Annotated in this window: 20 protein-coding genes; 12 read left to right on the top strand and 8 right to left on the bottom strand. The window is 59.0% G+C overall.

Features of this window, described 5'->3' with window-relative positions:
* Positions 1-183: 183 nt before the first annotated feature.
* Positions 184-672, top strand: coding sequence for a glycine zipper domain-containing protein (locus C7534_RS06395; RefSeq protein ID WP_046031293.1), 489 nt, complete (start codon positions 184-186; stop codon positions 670-672).
* Positions 673-743: 71 nt separating this feature from the next.
* Here C7534_RS06395 and C7534_RS06390 read toward each other — a convergent pair whose 3' ends face one another.
* From C7534_RS06390 to C7534_RS06380, 3 genes are all read right to left on the bottom strand, one after another.
* Complete coding sequence (locus C7534_RS06390) at positions 744-1,163, bottom strand: acyl-CoA thioesterase (protein WP_077432254.1); 420 nt, start codon at positions 1,161-1,163, stop codon at positions 744-746.
* Between the two features lie 138 nt (positions 1,164-1,301).
* Positions 1,302-2,528: a 3-hydroxyacyl-CoA dehydrogenase gene (locus tag C7534_RS06385; RefSeq protein WP_109785304.1), complete on the bottom strand. Its 1,227-nt coding sequence runs from the start codon at positions 2,526-2,528 to the stop codon at positions 1,302-1,304.
* 103 nt (positions 2,529-2,631) lie between these two features.
* The gene (locus C7534_RS06380) at positions 2,632-4,566 is read right to left on the bottom strand and encodes a RecQ family ATP-dependent DNA helicase (RefSeq protein ID WP_109785303.1); all 1,935 of its coding nucleotides are present in this window, start codon (positions 4,564-4,566) and stop codon (positions 2,632-2,634) included.
* 326 nt (positions 4,567-4,892) lie between these two features.
* Between C7534_RS06380 and C7534_RS06375 the strand changes: the two genes are divergently transcribed.
* The 5 genes from C7534_RS06375 (at position 4,893) to C7534_RS06355 (ending at position 7,099) form a co-directional block, all read left to right on the top strand.
* On the top strand, positions 4,893-5,168 hold the full coding sequence (locus C7534_RS06375; RefSeq protein WP_109785302.1) for a hypothetical protein: 276 nt from the start codon (positions 4,893-4,895) through the stop codon (positions 5,166-5,168).
* Positions 5,169-5,449: 281 nt separating this feature from the next.
* Positions 5,450-5,746, top strand: coding sequence for a hypothetical protein (locus C7534_RS06370; RefSeq protein WP_109785301.1), 297 nt, complete (start codon positions 5,450-5,452; stop codon positions 5,744-5,746).
* Between the two features lie 92 nt (positions 5,747-5,838).
* Positions 5,839-6,342, top strand: a complete 504-nt coding sequence (locus C7534_RS06365; RefSeq protein ID WP_335739948.1) for an antitoxin PaaA2 family protein — start codon at positions 5,839-5,841, stop codon at positions 6,340-6,342.
* Positions 6,342-6,614 (top strand): type II toxin-antitoxin system RelE/ParE family toxin, encoded by a 273-nt coding sequence (locus C7534_RS06360; RefSeq protein ID WP_109785300.1) that lies wholly within the window; start codon positions 6,342-6,344, stop codon positions 6,612-6,614. The genes C7534_RS06365 and C7534_RS06360 overlap by 1 nt, the downstream gene beginning before the upstream one ends.
* Positions 6,615-6,733: 119 nt before the next feature.
* Entirely contained in the window at positions 6,734-7,099 is a 366-nt protein-coding gene (locus C7534_RS06355) for a DUF1493 family protein (protein ID WP_109785523.1), read from the top strand.
* A gap of 129 nt (positions 7,100-7,228) precedes the next feature.
* Here the strand turns inward: C7534_RS06355 and C7534_RS06350 are convergent, their stop codons facing one another.
* From C7534_RS06350 to C7534_RS06340, 3 genes are all read right to left on the bottom strand, one after another.
* Positions 7,229-8,770, bottom strand: coding sequence for a phosphoenolpyruvate carboxykinase (locus tag C7534_RS06350; RefSeq protein ID WP_046031304.1), 1,542 nt, complete (start codon positions 8,768-8,770; stop codon positions 7,229-7,231).
* 180 nt (positions 8,771-8,950) lie between these two features.
* Positions 8,951-9,853 (bottom strand): Hsp33 family molecular chaperone HslO, encoded by a 903-nt coding sequence (gene hslO, locus C7534_RS06345; RefSeq protein WP_046031305.1) that lies wholly within the window; start codon positions 9,851-9,853, stop codon positions 8,951-8,953.
* A gap of 204 nt (positions 9,854-10,057) precedes the next feature.
* Positions 10,058-10,465 carry an RNA-binding S4 domain-containing protein gene (locus tag C7534_RS06340; RefSeq protein WP_046031306.1) on the bottom strand — a complete coding sequence of 136 codons (408 nt, stop codon included), beginning with the start codon at positions 10,463-10,465 and terminating at the stop codon, positions 10,058-10,060.
* A 216-nt stretch (positions 10,466-10,681) separates the two neighbouring features.
* On the opposite strand from C7534_RS06340, the gene rimB reads away from it, so the two are divergent.
* Positions 10,682-11,161: a retropepsin-like aspartic endopeptidase RimB gene (gene rimB, locus C7534_RS06335; RefSeq protein ID WP_109785299.1), complete on the top strand. Its 480-nt coding sequence runs from the start codon at positions 10,682-10,684 to the stop codon at positions 11,159-11,161.
* A complete protein-coding gene (rimK, locus tag C7534_RS06330; protein ID WP_007949201.1) occupies positions 11,158-12,063 on the top strand; it encodes a 30S ribosomal protein S6--L-glutamate ligase in 906 nt (301 codons plus the stop codon). The genes rimB and rimK overlap by 4 nt, the downstream gene beginning before the upstream one ends.
* Positions 12,064-12,101: 38 nt before the next feature.
* On the opposite strand, the gene C7534_RS06325 is transcribed toward rimK, so the two are convergent.
* Both C7534_RS06325 and ompR read right to left on the bottom strand, forming a co-directional pair.
* Positions 12,102-13,415, bottom strand: coding sequence for an ATP-binding protein (locus tag C7534_RS06325; protein WP_046031307.1), 1,314 nt, complete (start codon positions 13,413-13,415; stop codon positions 12,102-12,104).
* Positions 13,416-13,518: 103 nt separating this feature from the next.
* Positions 13,519-14,259 (bottom strand): osmolarity response regulator transcription factor OmpR, encoded by a 741-nt coding sequence (gene ompR / locus C7534_RS06320; protein ID WP_046031308.1) that lies wholly within the window; start codon positions 14,257-14,259, stop codon positions 13,519-13,521.
* Between the two features lie 361 nt (positions 14,260-14,620).
* On the opposite strand from ompR, the gene C7534_RS06315 reads away from it, so the two are divergent.
* The 4 genes from C7534_RS06315 to tauA all read left to right on the top strand — a co-directional run bounded on the left by C7534_RS06315 (position 14,621) and on the right by tauA (position 20,389).
* Positions 14,621-16,945 (top strand): Tex family protein, encoded by a 2,325-nt coding sequence (locus C7534_RS06315; RefSeq protein ID WP_109785298.1) that lies wholly within the window; start codon positions 14,621-14,623, stop codon positions 16,943-16,945.
* Positions 16,945-17,328 (top strand): PaaI family thioesterase, encoded by a 384-nt coding sequence (locus C7534_RS06310; RefSeq protein WP_046031310.1) that lies wholly within the window; start codon positions 16,945-16,947, stop codon positions 17,326-17,328. Before C7534_RS06315 ends, C7534_RS06310 begins: the two co-directional genes overlap by 1 nt.
* A 318-nt stretch (positions 17,329-17,646) precedes the next feature.
* Positions 17,647-19,230, top strand: coding sequence for a glutamate--cysteine ligase (gene gshA / locus C7534_RS06305; RefSeq protein WP_109785297.1), 1,584 nt, complete (start codon positions 17,647-17,649; stop codon positions 19,228-19,230).
* Positions 19,231-19,411: 181 nt separating this feature from the next.
* The gene (gene tauA, locus C7534_RS06300; protein WP_109785296.1) at positions 19,412-20,389 is read left to right on the top strand and encodes a taurine ABC transporter substrate-binding protein; all 978 of its coding nucleotides are present in this window, start codon (positions 19,412-19,414) and stop codon (positions 20,387-20,389) included.
* Positions 20,390-20,397: the final 8 nt, after the last annotated feature.

Raw genomic sequence — 20,397 nt, 5'->3', positions numbered from 1 at the left:
AGGCCGTTTCTGTATAGAAACGGCCTGTCCGAAGTAACTAAAGACCGGCGAAAAACCGTTAAGTTCCGTCTATAAAACAGTAACTTATCAAAATGTGCTGAAGTCGTGTTACTCGTCGGATTTCGATTGTCACACCTCTGACACAGCCTCAGGATCGCGCCGTCATCCCCTTGAGGTTCCCCCATGAAGTTCTCCTCGATTCTCTTGTTGTCCCTTGGCTTGGTCAGTGGCATTGCTTCTGCTGGCGGCACCACCGAAGCAGGTGTGGGCGGCGCATTGGGCGGGGTTCTTGGCTCGGTCGTCGGTCAGTCGTTAGGCGGCAATACAGGTTCCACCATCGGCGCGGCCCTGGGCGGCGCGGGTGGTAGCGCAGTTGGCGCAAACAAACACAGCCGTGGCGAAGCCGCTATCGGCGGCGCACTGGGCGCAGCAGGCGGTAACGTGGTCGGCCGCAGCATGGGCGGCACCACCGGCAGCCTGATCGGCTCCGCAGCAGGCGGCGGCGCTGGTGGCGCGCTGGGTAACTACATGGGCAACAAATACGATGATGAGGGCGACAACGATAATCGCTCTTATCGTGGTGATCGTGGCTACTACCGTGACGGTCACCACGATCGTGGCCACCACTACGGTCATCGCAAGCACCACAAGTACTACCGCGACCGCGATTGAGACTTCAGTCGCCTCGCTAGCCGGTACGTCAAAAAATCGCAGCCCTCGGGCTGCGATTTTTTTTGCCCGGTCTAAACCACCAAACGCTCCAGCGCCCCACGCAATCCGGCCGGAATCGACACAGGCTGATTCGACAGGCGATCTACAAACACATGCACGAAGCGCCCGGCCGCGCAGGCTTCCTCTTCCCCTTGCTTGAACACGGCCAATTCATATTGCACCGAACTGTTGCCCAACTTGCCGACTCGCAGGCCGATCTCGATCCGGTCCGGAAACGCGATGGAAGCAAAGTAGTCGCAAGCCGAACTTACGACAAAACCCACCACCTCGCCGTCATGGATATCCAGGCCGCCGACTTCGATCAGGTAAGTGTTCACCGCCGTGTCGAAGAAGCTGTAGTAGGTGACGTTGTTGACATGACCGTAGGCGTCATTGTCGTGCCAGCGGGTGGTGATGGGCTGGAAGTGTGGGTAGTCGGTGCGTTGGCTCATGGGAGGCTCTCGTCTTGAAAGATCGTTCCCACGCTCTGCGTGGGAATCCAGCCCGTGACGCTTGGCGTCACAGTGGACGCAGAGCGTCCAAGGAGGCGTTCCCATGCAAAGCATGGGAACGATCACCGGTATTGAAGTCTACCGATCCGCGAATCCTTTACCCACCGCCGCCAACTCGCCAATCAGCCGTGCTGGCTGCCAGTGATCGCCTTGCCGGGTTTCCAATGCCATCAAGCGTTGGTGGATGTCCGCCAATCCTTGCTGATCCGCCCAGGCCATCGGCCCGCCCTTGTCCGCCGGGAAACCATAGCCGTTGAGGTACACCAGATCGATGTCGTGTGCCGACCCGGCAATGCCTTCCTCAAGGATCTTCGCGCCTTCGTTGACCAGTGCCAGCAAGCAACGCTCCAGAACCTCTTCAGGGCTGATTTCGCGGCGCTGGAAGCCCAAGCCTTCGCTGACCTTCAAGACCAGCGCATCAACCTCGACATCGTGCTCAGCCTGGCGACTGCCCGGTTCGTAGTGGTAATAGCCGTTGCCACTTTTCTGACCGAAACGCCCGAGTTCACACAGCCGGTTATCCACTTGAACCTCTGGCGCATCCTGCCCGGTGCCGGCCAATTCCCGCGCACGCCACCCCAGGTCGACCCCGACCACGTCGTACATGCGGAACGGTCCCATGGCAAAACCGAAACCTTGCAGCGCCGCATCCACCTGGTAGGGATAGGCCCCCTCCAGCAGCATCTTGCGCGCTTCGAGCACGTAGGTATTGAGCATGCGGTTGCCAATGAATCCGTCACAATTGCCTGCCACCACGCTGACCTTGCCCATGCGCTTGCCCAGCGCCAGCGCGGCATCGAGTACCGCCGGCGCAGTCTGGGCGCCACGGACGATTTCCAGCAGTTTCATGATGTGCGCCGGGCTGAAGAAGTGCAGCCCCAGGACCTGTTGCGGACGGCGAGTGGCGGCGGCAATGGCGTCGATGTCCAGGGCCGAGGTGTTGCTGGCCAGGATCGCTTCGGGTTTGAGCAGGCCATCCAGTTCCCGGAAAATTTTCTGCTTCAGTTCCAGGTTTTCGTAGACCGCTTCAATCACCAGATCAACATCGCGGATCGATGCGTAATCGGCAGCCGCCGTTACCCGTGCGAGGCGCGCATCCGCCTCCGCCTGATCGATGCGGCCCTGACGCACGTTATGGGCGTAGGTGTCCGCGACGGTGGCCAGCGCCTGTTCAAGCATCTGCGGATTGTTATCCACCCACTGCACCGGCACCCCGGCATTGGCCAGACACATGACAATGCCACGGCCCATGGTGCCTGCACCGATGACGGCGGCACGCTGAATATTGAATGGCGTCTGGCTCATGATTTGCTCTCTTGTTGGCGATCCAAAGACAGCCCTCACCATAGTCAGACGCCCTGCATTTTTGAAATTTATTCCTGTGATGAGCAACATTCAGCGGATGGATCTACCCCGGGAGATGCGCCTCGGCCCACTCCCGCACGTCGGCATAGGGATAATTCTCCAGCGCCGCGAACCCCGCAATTGCCCGCACCTTGAGCTTGGTAAACAGCGGTACGCTGATGCCGCACAGAAACCGCGTGACGCGCTCGGCCGACGGTGCATTGCCGGTGTGCTGCTCGTGCCTGTGGATAAAATCACCGCACAGTGCTTCGAAACTTTTATCCACAAGTGCCGGCAACTCCGGCGGTGCTGGCAGCCGGGCTACGTGCCCGTGACAGACCGAACAATGCCCGCACTGCCGAGGCGCGTTTTCATCACCGAAATACTCGGCCAGGCGATAACCCAGGCACTGGTCAGTGGCAAACAGATCAAGCATGGCGTGAATCCGAGCGATCTCGGTTCGCTCGTGTTGAGTGAAGTAGGCATGTAACTCGACACTCAAGGCCTGAGAATCAACTTCCGATTGCAGCAGGCTGTAGACCTCGGTCATCTGCTTGCTTTCGAGTTCGACCCAACCCTTTTCCTGGAAGTAATCCAGTGCCTTGACCACCCGATTGCGCTCGGCCTGGTGCTGCTCGTACAGCGCATCGAAATTCACCGTCGCCCAAGTCCGTGCGCGACTGGAGGTCTGGATGATTGCCGCGACAAAGTCCCTTCGCTCACCCTCAAAACGGGCTAACAGGGCCTCGGGTTCCTGCAAGTATTTGAAGCGGTATTCGGCGTAATAGGCGTAACGCGGGGCAATCAATCCGCGCAGTTCCAGTTGCACCAGCAAGGTCTTGAGCGGTAATTGCCGGATGTTGCTCTGGTCCGCCAGCGGGCCGATTAAAAACTCCCATTGACCTTCGGGGGCGGACGCTTGCAACTCGTCGAGTACGCAGCGAATGCCGTCCAGTTCCGGCGTATCGCCGTAGACGAAGTTTTCCAGCACGTTGAGGCTGTCGCGGTTGGCTAGCACCAGACAATCGGACGGCTGCCCGTCACGTCCGGCACGGCCGATTTCCTGGCTGTAGTTTTCGATGGATTTGGGCAGGTCGAAATGCACCACATTGCGGATGTCACTCTTGTCGATGCCCATGCCAAACGCGATGGTGGCGACGATGCAATTGGACTGCCCGCCCATGAAGCGCTTTTGAATGGCTTCGCGTTGTTCGTGGGGCAAACCGGCGTGATACGCCTCGGCCTGAATGCCGTTGCGGCTCAAATGTTCAGCAATATGCTCAGCGGTTTTTTGCAGGGTGACGTAGACGATGCTTGGCTGATTGGGGCGCTCGTTCATCCATTCGACCAGCCGTCGGCGTTTGTCCTGACCACGCACGGGCTCTACCAATAAGTTGAGGTTGGGTCGATAGAAACCCGTGGTCACTACGTCTTCCGGTGCGATGGCAAACTTGGCCTCCATGTCGGCGATGACCTTGGGCGTCGCGGTCGCGGTCAGCAGCAGCGCCTGTGGAATATTGAACTGGCGCTGGTAGTCCGGGAGCTTGAGGTAGTCGGGGCGGAAGTTGTGGCCCCACTCGGAAATACAATGCGCCTCGTCCACCACCAGTAGCGAGATAGGCACTTGCTGCAAAAAGTTACGGAAGCGCTCGTTCTTCAGCCGCTCCACTGAAATCATCAAGATCTTCAGCTCGCCAGACTTGGCCCGCGCCATCACATCACTGGCGTCATCACGGCTCTGCGCCGAATCGATGCTGCCCGCCGCAATACCGTGGCGTTGCAGGAACGCCAGTTGATCCTGCATCAGCGCCAGCAATGGCGAGACCACCAGCGTCAGGTGTGGCAGCAGCACGGCGGGTAATTGGTAGCAAAGGGATTTGCCCGAACCTGTCGGGAAAATCGCCGCCGCCGAGCGCCCGGCCAAGACCGCGCTGACTGCCGCCTCCTGGCCAGGACGAAACTGTGGATAACCGAAAACCTGTTCCAGGGTGTTGTGCATAAGCTGTCACTCCGTTGACCGCTGCGAAGCCCAAAGCCTAGCCGGCAAACGCAGCGAGTCGAGAAAAGGTCGGGGGCCAAAACGATACGGGATGATACAGCTTCAAAGGGTCACCAGCAGGCGAAGGGGCTAAGGCATCGCATGCCTGACTCGCTTTAAGCGAAACGCAGGCGTTTTCGAATCGTCCTACGGATTCTGGCGCGCGCGTAGGCAAAAGACGACATCGACGGTAAACCCCCTACAAAACCTGTCCATTTGCGCGGTATTGCGACCCCTTGATGCGCGCCCCTATAGTTTGCCGCGCCGCTGAAAACAGGACGGACCTCATGCAAGACCGCTATCGCCCACTCAAATCCAGCTACAGCGAAACACCGGTGCTGGTCATCGACACCGACGCAGATCCTCACGAAATTCTCGACGCCGCCCGACAACGCATCCGCGCCGCCACCGGCCTGCTCGAAACCCTCTATTGCCTGTGCTTCAAACACGCCGATACAGCCGACATCCCCAACATCGTCAACGCGTTGTACCTGCTGACTCAGGACGGCAACGAACTGTTGGACATCGCCCACCAGCGCCTACCGAGAATTAGCGCTGGTTGATGCCCGGATGAAAATCCCTGTAGGAGCCGGGCTTGCCCGCAATGGACGATAACGCGGAAGGCCTGATGGCTCTAAACGATAGATATTTCGGCTGGGGATAAGTCTGTAGGCAGCGCCCTATCAAAGCTTCATCCCGGTCCTACAACGACAGATCCCTTGTCGCCTTTCGCTGCCTGGCGGCTCACACCTATAGTCGTGACCGTCGCTGCCAAATCAGCGGCTCGGGCTTGGTCACCCGACAAAGAGAGTTCACATTTCCAATTAAATACAGGTGTTCATCAGTGACAACGTTAAATCCTCTTTTTGATCGCTACCGCCCGCTGCAAACCAATCTCACCGACTCCCCGCCCCTGATCATCGACACACAGGCCAACCCCCAGGACATCCTCGAAGCTGCCATGCAGCGCATCCGAGCCTCCAGTGATCTCCTCAAAACCCTGCACTGCATCTGCTTCAAACACGGCGACGTCGAAGACATCCCGCACATCACTCACGCGCTCTACCTGCTGACTCAGGACGGTTGCGACCTGATGCAAGTCGCCCAACAACGCATGATGGGCTGGAAAGCACCAACCTAAGACACCCTTTTCACCGGGAAGCCAACTTCACTGTGAGCTGGCTGCCCACGAAAAAGGATACTAATTCCTACATCCCTAATGGAGGCAAAAGATTGCAAACTATTATTGATTGCGTAGCATGTGAGCCACTGATCAGCCACGGGCTCCTTTTTATGACAACCGAAACGATTGATCACAGCACGCTTGTCAAACTGGTTGAAAACGGCGCCGTTAACGCCGCTCACATCTCAGCCAAACAGGGTGGGTGGACGGTACAGATTGAACATGGATCACAAGCACATTCCCTGGCAGCGCAACGCAGCCAACAAATTCGCCTATTTAAAAAACTTGAAACGCTAGTGATTTATTTGCAAGGAATAGGCATCAATCATTTCGATGTCGATGCTTCGGGCTATGACCCCCTACAAGTAAAAACCTATTCGCGCCCGGACCGTTCCGACGCAATGAAGCAAGCTCATGAAGCCGCTGCTTATGAGGAGTGGTTCAGGAAGCAGGTTCAGGCCAGCATTGATGATCCCCGACCAAGCGTGAGTGACGAAGAGGCACGCCGAATCTTTGCTGCAAAACGTGATGCCATACGTCGACGGACGCGCTAATGCGGGTTGTTTGGCGCCCCTCGGCGCTGACTGACCGGGACAACATCATGAATTACATTTGCCAGGACAACCCTTACGCGGCAATTGCTTTAGACGAAGTCTTCGAATTCAAAGCAGAGCAAGCACGCCAGCAACCAAAGCTATATAAAAAGGGCAGAATCCATGGCACTCATGAAATAGTCGCCACACCAAATTACGTTATGGTCTATGCGGTCTTGCCACAAACGATAGAAGCAATACGGGTACTGCATGCTAGACAACAATGGCCGTGATTAGGCCCACCACCAGGTTTCGAATGCTACAAAAGCTCTCCGACGCCGACCCAACCGCTCGTTATTTGAAAGAAGGCACTGAGCGTATCAACGCCACTTTTCTCCAACTGGAGGCCATCATGAACCTCGCCCCCAACTTCCCCGACGACCACACCATGCACCTGCTCATGCAGTTGTTGCACGAGGAACTCGGCCTGCCTGAACGCAAATCCATCAGCCTCACCACCTCGATCAACTTCGACCTGAGTTGTGACGGCACCGATGCGCGGCACTTGATGGAAGCGCTGGAAGAGCAGTTTGGGATCGACTTGATAGATTACGACGCCTATCGCTACTTTCAGCCGGAAGGGTTTGATGTGTTCCTCAAGCGCCGAGCCAAAGGTCGCGGTGACAAAGTCCCACTGACCATTGGCATGCTGTACAAAGCAATCAAAGCTCAACGGTGGGATACGCTCGAATTGGAAGGCTCCAAATCGAACGCATAAGTGCCATTATCCTGGTCGTTTTACGCAGTTTCAGCTGGAATATTGGCAGTTTCGTGAATCTGACGAGCTGAATAGCGCCCACAAAAAAGCCGCCCCGAAGGGCGGCTTTTTCATTCGCCAGAACCAGTCTTACAACTTCGGCCCGGCAGCCTTGATCGCATCGCTCACTTCGAACTTCTTGAAGTTCTCAACAAACAGACCCGCCAGTGCTTTGGCAGCTTCATCGTAAGCAGCCTTTTCAGCCCAGGTGTTACGTGGGTTCAACAGGCCAGTCTCAACGCCCGGCACGGCCAATGGCACGTCGAGGTTGATGGTGTCGAGGTGTTCGGTTTCAGCACCGATCAACGCGCCGCTCTGGATCGCTGCGATCACCGCACGAGTGGTCGGGATGTTGAAGCGTTTGCCGACGCCGTAGCCACCGCCGGTCCAGCCGGTGTTGACCAGGTAAACCTTGGAGCCGAAGCCGCGGATGCGCTTGATCAGCAGTTCTGCGTATTCGCCAGCCGGACGCGGGAAGAACGGTGCGCCGAAGCAGGTGGAGAAGGTCGACTTGATGCCGCTGCCCGAACCCATTTCAGTCGAGCCCACCAGAGCGGTGTAGCCGGACAGGAAGTGGTAGGCCGCTTGTTCTTCGCTGAGGATCGACACTGGCGGCAGCACGCCGGTCAGGTCGCAGGTCAGGAAGATTACAGCGTTTGGCTCGCCACCGAGGTTCTTCTCGGAACGCTTGGCAACGTGCTCCAGCGGATAGGCCGCGCGGCTGTTCTGGGTCAGGCTGACGTCGGCATAGTCGGCGTGCTTGGCGTCATCGATAACGACGTTTTCCAGGACTGCGCCGTGCTTGATGGCTTTCCAGATGACCGGCTCGTTCTTCTCGGACAGGTCGATGCACTTGGCATAGCAACCGCCTTCGATGTTGAACACTACGCCCTCGCCCCAACCGTGTTCGTCGTCACCGATCAGGTAACGGCTTTCGTCGGCGGACAGAGTGGTTTTACCGGTGCCGGACAAACCGAAGAACAGGGTCACGTCACCTTCTTCGCCGATGTTGGCAGCACAGTGCATTGGCAGCACGTCGGCGGCCGGCAGCAGGAAGTTCTGCACCGAGAACATCGCTTTCTTCATTTCACCGGCGTAGCGCATGCCAGCGATCAACACTTTTTTCTGTGCGAAGTTGAGGATCACGCAACCATCGGAGTTGGTGCCGTCACGCTCTGGATCGCATTCGAAGTTGGCAACGTTCAGAACCTGCCACTCTTCACGACCAGCCGGGTTGTACTGGGCCGGGTTGATGAACAGGCAACGACCGAACAGATTCTGCCAGGCAGTCTGGGTGGTCATTTTCACGGCCAGGTAGTGATCGGCAGCCGCACCTACATGAACGTGGGAAACGAAATGCTCTTGTGCATTGTTGAACGCCTCAACGCGGTCCCACAGGGCATCGAACTTGTCGGCCGGGAACTTGCGGTTGATCGGGCCCCAGGCGATGGCAGCCTGAGTGGTTGGCTCTTCAACAATGAAACGGTCGACTGGCGAGCGGCCGGTACGGTGACCGGTGCGAACAACCAGCGCGCCGGTATCGGCAAGCTCGCCTTCACCGCGATTCAGGGCTTCTTTAACCAGATCATCAACACTCAGATCGGTGTACACGGCGTTATTGGCTTGCGTCATGAGGTTCCCCGTCGGCCAGTGGCCGAGTGCTCCAAACGTTTTTGTAGTAGAAAGTCGTGCACTACTACCGCGAAAAAAGTGGGCCGGATTATGCCAGAAAAGCCCAAAAAGAGTAGGCCCCTCCTGTCGTAACGGCGTTATTCCGGCACTTACCAGTGAATTTACCTGCGCTGAACCGTTTTAGTGACGGGTATCTGACGGCGTCTCGACCCCTGCGCCCGCGAACAATTGAGTGACGTCAGCGGCATCGAACAGGTAGCGCTGGTTGCAGAATTGGCAGTCGATTTCGATGTTGCCACCGTGTTCAACCACCAGATTTTGCGCATCGTCCATCCCCAGACTGACCAGGGCATTGGCCGAACGTTCGCGCGAGCAGCTGCAACGGAAGCGCAGTTTCTGCACGTCGAAGAGGCGCACTTGCTCTTCGTGGTAAAGACGATGGAGCACGGTTTCGTTGTCCAGGCTCAGCAATTCATCGGCGGTCAGGGTGGTGGCCAGCGCAGTGAGGTGCTGCCAGTTGGCGGCGCGTTCTTCTTCGTCTTTCAAGCGATCGGCAGGCAGTTGTTGCAACAGCAGGCCACGGGCGCGGCGGCCATCGGCGTACAGCCAGAAACGGGTGCCGACCTGTTGGGACATGACGAAATAGTTGGTGAAGCACTCGGACAGGGTCTCGCCGTCGAGGTCGACGATGCCCTGGTAACGCTGACCCTGGGTCGGGTCGACTGTCAGCGCCAACACGCCGTTTGGCATCAAATCGGCGAGTGTCGCATCGGGGGCAATCTGATCGGCCTCGTAACGGGCCAGGCCGCGGATATCGCGCTCGCTGGAGCACTCGATCATCAGCAGCGGGATCGGGCCATCGGAACGGGCCTGGAGAATCAGCAAGCCATCGAACTTCAGCGCGCCGACCAGCAGCGATGCAGCCGCCATCAGTTCGCCGAGCAATTGTGCGACCGGTTCCGGATAGGCGTGTTTGGCCAGGACTTCGGCGTAGCTGAGCTCCAACGAGACCAGCTCGCCACGGGTGTCGCTGTCATCGAAGATGAAGCGTTGGGTGAAGTCGTTATCCGGTAGGTCGGTCATAAGTCTGGGTATCTGAATTGATCAAAATGAAGTTTCAACGCCTCTGACGCCATAGGCCCTCTTTATGGCCCATGGGGTCGGATGCGGTAGTGATTTTCGACGAGTGGCTATTTATCAGCTCGTAGTACCGTCAGGGAATGACCCGATATGGTTACTCATCCCGCCAATTGCAAGTCCGCCGCGGTCAAAGGGCCGGATTTCAGGCTAGTCGCCGCTGCTACTGCCACGAAACTTGAACAAATCCCGTCGCTGTTTCTTGCTCGGTTTGCCATCGGTGCTCACACCCAGCGCGCCAGCCTTACGCTGGGCGGCGGCGTTTTCGCGCTTGGCGATGCTGGCTTCGGTTTCGGCATACAGCGTCTGGGCCTCCGGCGCGCCCCGACGAACGATCGACAGCGCCTGAACCACCACCGTGCGCTCGTCGAAACCGGCTCGAATCACAAACTCATCGCCGACTCTCGGTTCCTTGCCTGGCTTGCAACGCTCGCCCCGGCAATGCACCTTGCCGCTTTCAATGGCAGCCTTGGCCAAGGCACGGGTTTTGTAAAAACGCGCGGCCCACAACCATTTATCGAGACGGACTTTATCGTCCTCTTCGTTTTTTTGTGCCATGGGATTTCCTCATTCTGAAATATTGCTGAACTGTACTACCGTTTCAGTCGTACCAAGAATTCCACCGGCTCGGATTACAATGCACGCATTCCAGAACCTCTCGCAGGGGCTGGAAATCCGGGCCGTAGATATCTGTCGCCTTTTAACCATTATTCTGCGTGAATACCGCGAATTCGGCCGCTTGCCGGGCCGTGCGGTTTCTACCGGTTGAGCACTTTGAAGACATTTGACCATTTGACCGTTGTCGGTCTGCGCGAGTGGGTGGCGCTCCCGGATTTGGGAGTCGCGGGCCTGCGGGCAAAAATCGACACCGGTGCCAGTACCTCCAGCCTGCATGCCACCGACATCGAGCCGTTCGAGCGCGATGGCGAGCAGTGGGTTCGCTTCACCGCGCACTTGGGCACGGTGGTGCAGTTGCGCCATCGACGCTGCGAAGCGCCGCTGGTGACGATGAAAACCATTAAAAGCTCCAACGGTCACGCGCAGAAGCGATACGTGGTCAGCACCACCCTGGCCCTCGGTGATCGGGTCTGGCAGGTCGAGTTCACGCTCGCCTGCCGCAAATCCATGCGTTATCGCCTGTTGCTCGGTTCCAAAGCCCTGATTCACGGTCAGCTGGTGGTCAATCCGGGCATCAAGTACATACAAGACAAGCCGGTGTTCCCGGTATCTACCTCCTCCACAGGTGTTGCATGAAGATCGCTGTGCTGTCGCGGAACCCGCGTCTGTATTCCACTCGTCGTCTGGTTGAAGCCGGTACCGAGCGTGGCCATGAAATGGTGGTGATCGACACCCTGCGCGCCTACATGAACATTGCCAGCCACAAGCCGCAGATCCACTACCGCGGCAAGCCGCTGGAAGGGTTCGACGCGGTGATCCCCCGGATCGGTGCGTCGGTCACGTTTTATGGCTGCGCGGTGTTGCGCCAGTTTGAAATGATGGGCGTGTTTCCGCTCAATGAATCGGTGGCCATTGCCCGTTCGCGGGACAAGCTGCGTTCGTTGCAATTGCTGTCACGTCGCGGCATCGGCCTGCCGGTGACCGGGTTCGCTCACTCGCCGGATGACATTCCCGACCTGATCGACATGGTCAACGGCGCCCCGCTCGTGATCAAGGTGCTGGAAGGGACCCAGGGCATTGGTGTGGTGTTGTGTGAAACGGCGACGGCGGCGGAGTCGGTGATTGAAGCGTTCATGGGCCTGAAGCAGAACATCATGGTTCAGGAATACATCAAGGAAGCCGGCGGGGCCGACATTCGTTGCTTCGTGGTCGGCGACAAGGTGATCGCAGCAATGAAGCGTCAGGCCAAGCCCGGGGAGTTCCGCTCCAACCTGCATCGAGGTGGCAGCGCCAGCCTGATCAAGATCACACCCGAAGAACGCATGACCGCGTTGCGTGCAGCGAAGGTGATGGGCCTGGCGGTGGCGGGCGTGGACATCCTGCGCTCCAATCACGGGCCGCTGGTGATGGAAGTCAATTCGTCGCCGGGACTGGAAGGGATCGAAACCACCACCGGGAAAAACGTGGCGGGGATCATCATCGAGCATCTGGAAAAGAATGGCGGGCCGAACATGACCCGAACCAAAGGAAAGGGCTGAGGCTGATCGTTCCCACGCTCCGCGTGGGAACGATCAGGTCAGACAGCATCCCGCGGCAACATCAACCCCAGCGGCAACCGTACCCGAGCTTCCAGCCCGCCACCGGAACGGTTACGCAACTCAACATTCCCACCGTGCATCGACGCAATCCGCTTCACGATCGCCAGGCCCAGGCCGGTCCCTTTGCCACCCCGGGCACGATCCCCCCGAGTGAACGGATTGAAGATCGCCTCCAGCTCCGACGGATCAATCCCCGCCCCACGGTCCATGACACTCAGCACCACATACGGCGCGGCAGTATCGCCAGACACATAGGCCGCCACCTCAACGCCGCTGCCGGCGTGATGCAAGGCATTGCCGATCAGGTTGTTCAACAGGCGTTTCATCGACACCCGGCGCAATGGAAACGGCTGGATCGGCTCCAGGCGCAAACGCACTCTTTCTTCGTTCTGGTTGTACGGTGCCGCGACTTCGCGAACCAGGTCGCTGAGGTCCACTTCCTCCACCGACTCGTCACGACCATCGCGGATAAACGCCAGGAACTGATCGAGGATTGCGTCCATGTCTTCGATGTCGCGCACCATGTCGTCGGTCAGATCGGTGCGATCACCCATCAGCTCCAGGGACAAGCGCAATCGGGTCAACGGCGTACGCAAGTCATGGGACACACCGGCCAGCATCAGCTCGCGTTCCCGGCCGGCCTGCTCGACGTCTTCCGCCATCTGATTGAAGGCGCGATACACCTCGGTCATTTCGCTGGGCGTGTCGCTGATGGGCAATCGCACGCTGCGCCCCTGGCCGAGTTGCCTTGCGGCATACACCAGACGTTTCAATGGTTGGTTGAGCTGACTGACGAAGATCCATGCCGACGCCGTGGACAACAAGCCAATGGCGAGGAACCAGCCGAGCACGTTCCAGATTTTCTGCCCCCGCAATGGATGCGGATACAGCGGCACTTTCAGCCAGCCATCACCCAGGCTCGGCGCCCGGACCCACAGCGCCGGCGGCGAGTGCATGCGTAACCGGACTTCGGTATCGGCGCCCAGTTCAGCCTGCATCTGCCGCTGGTAGATCTCGCTGTATGGCCAGTGCTGCTCACCCTCAGGCACACCGGCACCCACCACCCGAATCAGGGTGGCGGCATCGGCGATCTTCGCGCGGTTTTCTTCATCGGCGGCCCAATAGGCGCGCAGCGTCAGGGCGACACCGTGGCTGTATTGCCGGTCCACCAGCACGTCTTCGTTCATCAACAGATAAACCAGGGTCAGCGCCTTGGAAAACAGAACGACGATCAGCACCAGCCAAAGGGTGCGGGAGAAGAAACTCTGGGGGAACCAAACGGGGGTTTTCATGGATAACCGCTACACACTTGCAGGAGCGAGCGATGCTCGCATATTGCGGATCGCGAGTCTGCGGACAATGTCGTCCGCAGGACCCGCTCCTACAAATCGCCGATCACTTGGTGGCGGCGCCATCCGGAACGAACACGTAGCCCACGCCCCAGACTGTCTGGATGTAACGCGGCTTGGACGGATCGGGTTCGATCATCCGGCGCAGACGGGAGATCTGCACGTCGATGGAACGCTCCAGGGCATCCCACTCGCGGCCACGGGCCAGGTTCATCAACTTGTCGCGGGTCAGTGGCTGACGCGCGTTCATCACCAATGCCTTGAGGACCGCAAACTCACCGGTGGTGAGCATGTGTACTTCGTCGCCACGCTTGAGTTCGCGGGTCGCCAGCGACAGTACGTAATCACCGAAGGTCACGCTTTCGTCTTCGCTGCCCGGTGCTCCCGGCACAGGTGTCGACTGACGACGCAGGACCGCTTTGACGCGGGCCATCAGCTCATCCGGGTTGAACGGCTTGGCCAGGTAATCGTCGGCGCCCAGTTCCAGGCCCTTGATACGGCTCAGCTCATCGCCCTTGGCGGTCAGCATGATGATCGGAATCTGATTGTTCGCGGCGCGCAGGCGGCGGCAGGCGGTCAAGCCGTCTTCGCCGGGCAGCATCAGGTCGAGGACGACCAGGTTGAACACTTCACGCGACAGCAGACGATCCATCTGCTCGGTGTTGGGTACGGCGCGGGCGCGGTAGCCCTTGCTGACGAAAAAACGCTCCAGCAGGCTGCTGAGGCCCGGATCGTCGTCAACAATAAGAATTTTTTCGCCTTCAGCAGTGTTTGCAGTGCTGCTCATTAGATGCTCCTTTGATCTCGGCGCGCATTATGGCGTAGCTGCCGTTATACGCACCGTGTGCATTGTTAGCAGATTTTTCCTCCACCGCCAGTAAACCGGCCATTCCCCTTCCCGCCAGCGATGCCCCGGAATGCGCGAACGCTGGTTATAATGCGCGGCGTTTTGTGTCAGGCAACATCAGACAGGTACTACAGGCAGGCGCTATTTATTTTCCTGCCGCCCGCAGTAATTGTTCGATTTCACGGGTCAATGGGGTGCCCTTTGATCCAGGCAGCGGCGCAGGCCAGGCCGCTCAACCAGACTCGCAGAGCCTCTATCTCTGCGCCTGCGAGCCTGCTTTCACAATTTGTCAGGTGGTTTTATGGACAGCATCAACAGCCGCATCGCCGAGGAACTCGGTGTACGCCCACAACAGGTCGAAGCGGCCGTCGCGCTACTCGATGAAGGCTCTACCGTTCCCTTCATCGCCCGTTACCGGAAAGAAGTGACCGGCAGCCTCGATGACATCCAGTTGCGTCATCTGGAAGAGCGTCTGCGCTACCTGCGAGAACTCGACGAACGGCGCATCAGCATCCTCGCCAGCATCGAAGAGCAAGGCAAGCTGACCCCGGCACTTGAGCGCGATATCAAACTCGCCGACACCAAGACCCGCCTCGAAGACTTGTACCTGCCGTACAAGCAAAAGCGCCGCACCAAGGGCCAGATTGCCCTGGAAGCCGGCCTCGGCGAACTGGCTGACGGCCTGTTCAACGATCCATCCCTGACGCCCGACGCTGAAGCCGCACGCTTCGTGAATGCAGAAAAAGGCGTGGCCGATGTGAAGGCCGCCCTCGAAGGCGCCAAGTACATCCTCATGGAGCGCTTCGCCGAAGACGCCGGTTTGCTGGACAAACTGCGCAGCTACCTAAAGCAGGAGGCTACCCTCAGTGCCCGCGTTATCGCTGGCAAGGAAGAGGAAGGCGCCAAGTTCCGCGACTACTTCGAACACGACGAACCGCTGAAAAGCATGCCGTCGCACCGCGCGCTGGCAATTTTCCGTGGCCGCAACGAAGGCATTTTGAGTTCGGCCCTGAAAGTCGGTGACGAACTGCCGGGCACCATGCACCCGTGCGAGGGCATGATCGGCCAGCAATTCGGTATCCAGAACCAGAACCGCGCCGCCGACAAATGGCTGGGCGAAGTGGTGCGCTGGACCTGGAAGGTCAAGCTCTACACCCACCTTGAAACCGACCTGCTGGGTGAGCTGCGCGACGGTGCGGAAACCGAAGCGATCAACGTGTTCGCGCACAACCTGCATGACTTGCTGCTGTCGGCTCCAGCCGGCCCGCGCGCGACACTGGGCCTCGACCCGGGCCTGCGTACCGGCTGCAAGGTCGCCGTGGTCGATGCCACCGGCAAGCTGCTGGACCACGCCACCGTTTACCCGCACGTGCCGCATAACAAGTGGGATCAGACCCTCGCGATTCTCGCCGCCCTGTGCGCCAAGCACTCGGTCGACCTGATCGCCATCGGCAACGGCACCGCCAGCCGTGAAACCGACAAGCTGGCCGCCGAGCTGATCAAGAAATACCCAGCGATGAAGATGACCAAAGTCATGGTCTCCGAGGCCGGTGCATCGGTTTACTCGGCGTCGGAACTGGCTTCCAAAGAATTCCCGGACCTGGACGTATCGATCCGTGGTGCGGTGTCGATTGCCCGTCGCTTGCAGGATCCACTGGCTGAGCTGGTGAAGATCGATCCGAAATCCATCGGTGTCGGCCAGTACCAGCACGATGTGTCGCAGCTGAAACTGGCGCGTGGCCTGGACGCGGTTGTCGAAGACTGCGTGAACGCCGTGGGCGTCGACGTCAACACCGCCTCCGTGGCGCTGCTGGCGCGCATCTCCGGCCTCAACGCGACCCTGGCACAGAACATCGTCAGCCATCGCGATGAACACGGCGCGTTCAAAACCCGTGCGGCATTGAAGAAAGTCGCGCGTCTGGGCGAGAAAACCTTCGAACAGGCCGCCGGTTTCTTGCGCGTGATGAACGGTGACAACCCGCTGGATTCCTCGGCCGTTCACCCGGAAGCCTATCCGTTGGTGCAGCGCATTGCCGCTGAAACCGACCGTGACATCCGTTCGCTGATTGGCGACGCCAGCTTCCTCAAGCGTCTCGATCCGAAGAAGTACACCGACGAAACCTTCGGTCTGCCAACGGTCACCGACATCCTGCAAGAGCTGGAAAAACCCGGTCGCGACCCGCGTCCCGAGTTCAAGACCGCCGAGTTCCAGGAAGGCGTCGAAGACCTCAAGGACCTGCAACTGGGGATGATCCTCGAAGGCGTCGTCACCAACGTGACCAACTTCGGTGCGTTCGTCGACATCGGCGTGCATCAGGACGGCTTGGTGCACATCTCCGCGCTTTCGGAGAAGTTCATCAAGGACCCACGCGAAGCGGTGAAGGCCGGTGACGTGGTGAAGGTGAAAGTCATGGAAATCGACATCCCGCGCAAACGCGTGGGCCTGTCGATGCGCATGAGCGACACCCCGGGCGAGAAAATCGACGGCGCTCGCGGTGCACGTCCGGGGTCGGCGCCACGCCAGTCCCAGAACACCGCACCGCGTAAGGAAACCACAGCTGCCGCACCGAGCAACAACGCCATGGCGTCGCTGTTCGCCAACGCCAAGCAGTTGAAGAAACGCTGATGGACATCCCCGCCGGGTACACCGAAAGTGCCTTTTTCAAGCTGCTGGGCTGTCGCTTGCACAGCCTGGAAACCGGGGTGGCGCACGTCGCCCTGGTGCTTGAGCCCGAGTTGCGCAATCGCGCTGGCAAGCTGCACGGCGGGGCCTTGTTCAGTCTGGTGGACATTGCCATGGGGCTGGCCTGTTCCAGCGCCCACGGCTTTGACCAGCAGAGCGCGACCATCGAGTGCAAGATCAACTACATCCGCGCGGTATCCGACGGCGAAGTGATGTGCACGGCACGGGTGATTCACCCGGGCCGACGCACATTGGTGGTCGAAGCCGATGTGATGCAGGGCGACAAACTGGTCGCAAAAGCGCAAGGCACGTTCGCTGTCCTGTAGCTAGTCGTCATCAATTTGAGTTAATTTCAGCGCTGTGACAGCAGCGTCGGAGTTTCCTGTGGGAGCGGGCTTGCCCGCGAAAAGGGAGTGTCAGTCAACATCAAGTCGTCTGACACACCGCCTTCGCGGGCAAGCCCGCTCCCACAGGGATTGCGTTTCCTTCGCGTGCATCTGCCAGATTCAAGGATTGAAGCCGGTGGCTCCACAGGGGCTTTGAGAGCCCGAAAAACCAGGCGAAAACGCCAGTTTTAACTTCACCCTTGTAGACCGTCCTGCCCACCCCCATATTGGGGCGACTGACGCGTGAAGGAATCCAACTTGAGCGAACTTCTCAACCGCCGCCTGGCCCTGCTTGGCGAGCGCGCTAACCTCTCTCTGCTCGAACAGTGCCTTCACGGCATCGAACGTGAATGCCTGCGCGTGACCGGCGAAGGTCGCCTGGCGCAAACGCCGCACCCGGAAGAATTGGGTTCCGCGCTGACCAACGAACAGATCACCACCGACTATTCCGAGTCGCTGCTGGAGTTCATCACTCCGGCCCTGCCCGACCCGGCGGACACGTTGGCGAGCCTGGACAAGATTCACCGTTTTGCCTACAGCAAGCTCGGCAACGAGTACCTGTGGAGCCCCTCGATGCCGTGCCCGTTGCCGGCCGAGGAAGACATCCCGATTGCCTACTACGGCACGTCCAACATCGGGCAGCTCAAGTACGTGTATCGCAAGGGCCTGGCCCTGCGTTACGGCAAGACCATGCAGTGCATCGCCGGGATCCACTACAACTTTTCCCTGCCGGAAAAGCTCTGGCCGCTGCTCAAGCAAGTTGAAGATTTTGTTGGCGACGATCGCGACTATCAGTCAACGGCCTACATCGCCCTGATCCGCAACTTCCGCCGCTACAGCTGGCTGCTGATGTACCTGTTTGGCGCCTCGCCCGCACTGGACGCCGGCTTCCTGCGTGGTCGCTCGCACCAGTTGGAACAACTGGACCCGGACACCTTGTACCTGCCGTACGCCACCAGCCTGCGCATGAGCGACCTGGGTTACCAGAGCAACGCCCAGGCCGGCTTGACGCCGTGCTACAACGATCTGTCGAGCTACACCGATAGCCTGCGCAAAGCGGTCGCCACACCGTATGCACCGTATGTCGAGATCGGCACGCATCAGGACGGTGAGTGGGTTCAGCTCAACACCAACATTCTGCAGATCGAAAACGAGTACTACTCCAACATCCGCCCGAAGCGCGTGACCTACACCGGCGAACGGCCGATTCAGGCGCTGGTGGCCCGTGGCATTCAGTACGTTGAAGTGCGCTGCCTGGACATCAACCCGTTCCTGCCAATGGGCATCGATCTCACCGAGTCGCGTTTCCTCGATGCGTTCCTGCTGTATTGCGCGCTGAACGACAGCCCGCTGCTGACCAACACCAGTTGCGGCAACGCGACGTCGAACTTCCTCAGCGTGGTCAAGGAAGGTCGTCGTCCGGGCCTGCAACTGCAACGGGATGGCCAGCCGGTTGACCTGAAAGAGTGGGCGGGCGAGCTGCTGGAAAAAATCGCTCCGCTGGCCGCACTGCTCGATCAGAGCCATGGCGGAGATGCGCACAGCAAGGCGCTGGATACGCAAATGGCCAAGGTCCAGGATCCGTCCCTGACACCGTCGGCCCAGGTGTTGGCATCGATGGCTGAGCACAAGGAAAGTTTCGCGCAGTTCTCCTTGCGTCAAAGCCAGGCCCATGCCGAGTTCTTCCGCAGCGAGCCATTGGCGGCGGATGAGCAGGCCAAGTTTGAAGAACTGGCGCGTTCGTCGCTGGCCCAGCAGGTTGAGCTGGAACAGAACGAAGTCGGTGATTTCGACGTGTTTGTCGGCGCGTATCAGGCGAGCATTTTGGCAATCAGTAACTAAACGCTGACTTCTGCCTGATCGTTCCCACGCGGAAGCGTGGGAACGATCAAGCGATTTGCAGCGACGCCCTTAACGTTTTCCTCTCATAAGCTAATTCGAAAAAGTTATTTATTTTTGAATTCTTAGATCATTTAGTCTCTTTATCACGCCGACACTCGGTCGCCGGATAAGGAGCTTCGCAATGAAACTGACCTTCCCACTTCGCTTGCTGGCGGCCGCCACTCTGGCTGCAGCGAGTCTGTTTGCCCAAGCCGCTGACGTTACCGTTGCCTACCAGACCACCGTGGACCCGGCAAAAGTTGCCCTGGCCGACGGCGCCTACGAAAAAGCCACCAAAGCCGATATCAGCTGGCGAAAATTCGACAACGGTGCCGACATCATTGCCGCCATCGCCTCGGGTGACGTGCAGATCGGCTACCTCGGTTCCAGCCCCCTGACGGCGGCGATCACCCGCAAAGTGCCGGTGGAAACCTTCCTCATCGCCACCCAGATCGGCGCTGCCGAAGCGCTCGTCGCGCGTGACGGCTCCGGGATCAAGACACCGCAGGATCTGATCGGCAAGAAAATCGCCGTGCCATTCGTTTCCACCGGTCACTACAGCCTGCTGGCTGCGTTGAAGCACTGGAACATCGACCCGTCGAAAGTCACCGTCCTCAATCTGGCTCCACCCGCGATCATTGCTGCGTGGAAACGCGGTGACATTGACGCCACCTACGTCTGGGATCCAGCCCTGGGTGTCGCCAAGGAAAACGGCAAAGTACTGATCACCTCCGGCGAACTGGCCAAGTTCGGCGCACCAACCTTCGATGCCTGGATCGTGCGCAAAGACTTCGCCGAGAAGCACCCGGAAATCGTCACTGCGTTCGCCAAAGTGACCCTGGACGCCTACGCCGACTACCGCAAAGACCCGAAAGCCTGGCTCGCCAACCAAAGCAACGTCGACAAACTGGTGAAGCTCTCCGGCGCCAAGGCCAGCGACATTCCATTGCTGCTGCAAGGCAACGTCTACCCGCTGGCGGCTGACCAGGTGATCACCCTCGGCGCACCGACCACCAAAGCCATCACCGACACCGCCGCGTTCCTCAAGGAACAAGGCAAGGTCGAAGCCGTGCTGCCGGACTACGCACCGTACGTCAACGCCAAGTTCATCACCAACTGATCGGGAGT

The organism is Pseudomonas sp. OV226, assembly GCF_003148705.1.
Taxonomy (GTDB): Bacteria; Pseudomonadota; Gammaproteobacteria; order Pseudomonadales; family Pseudomonadaceae; genus Aquipseudomonas.
Note: the sequence above shows the minus strand (reverse complement) of the source record. Positions and strands in the feature narration are given on the sequence as shown.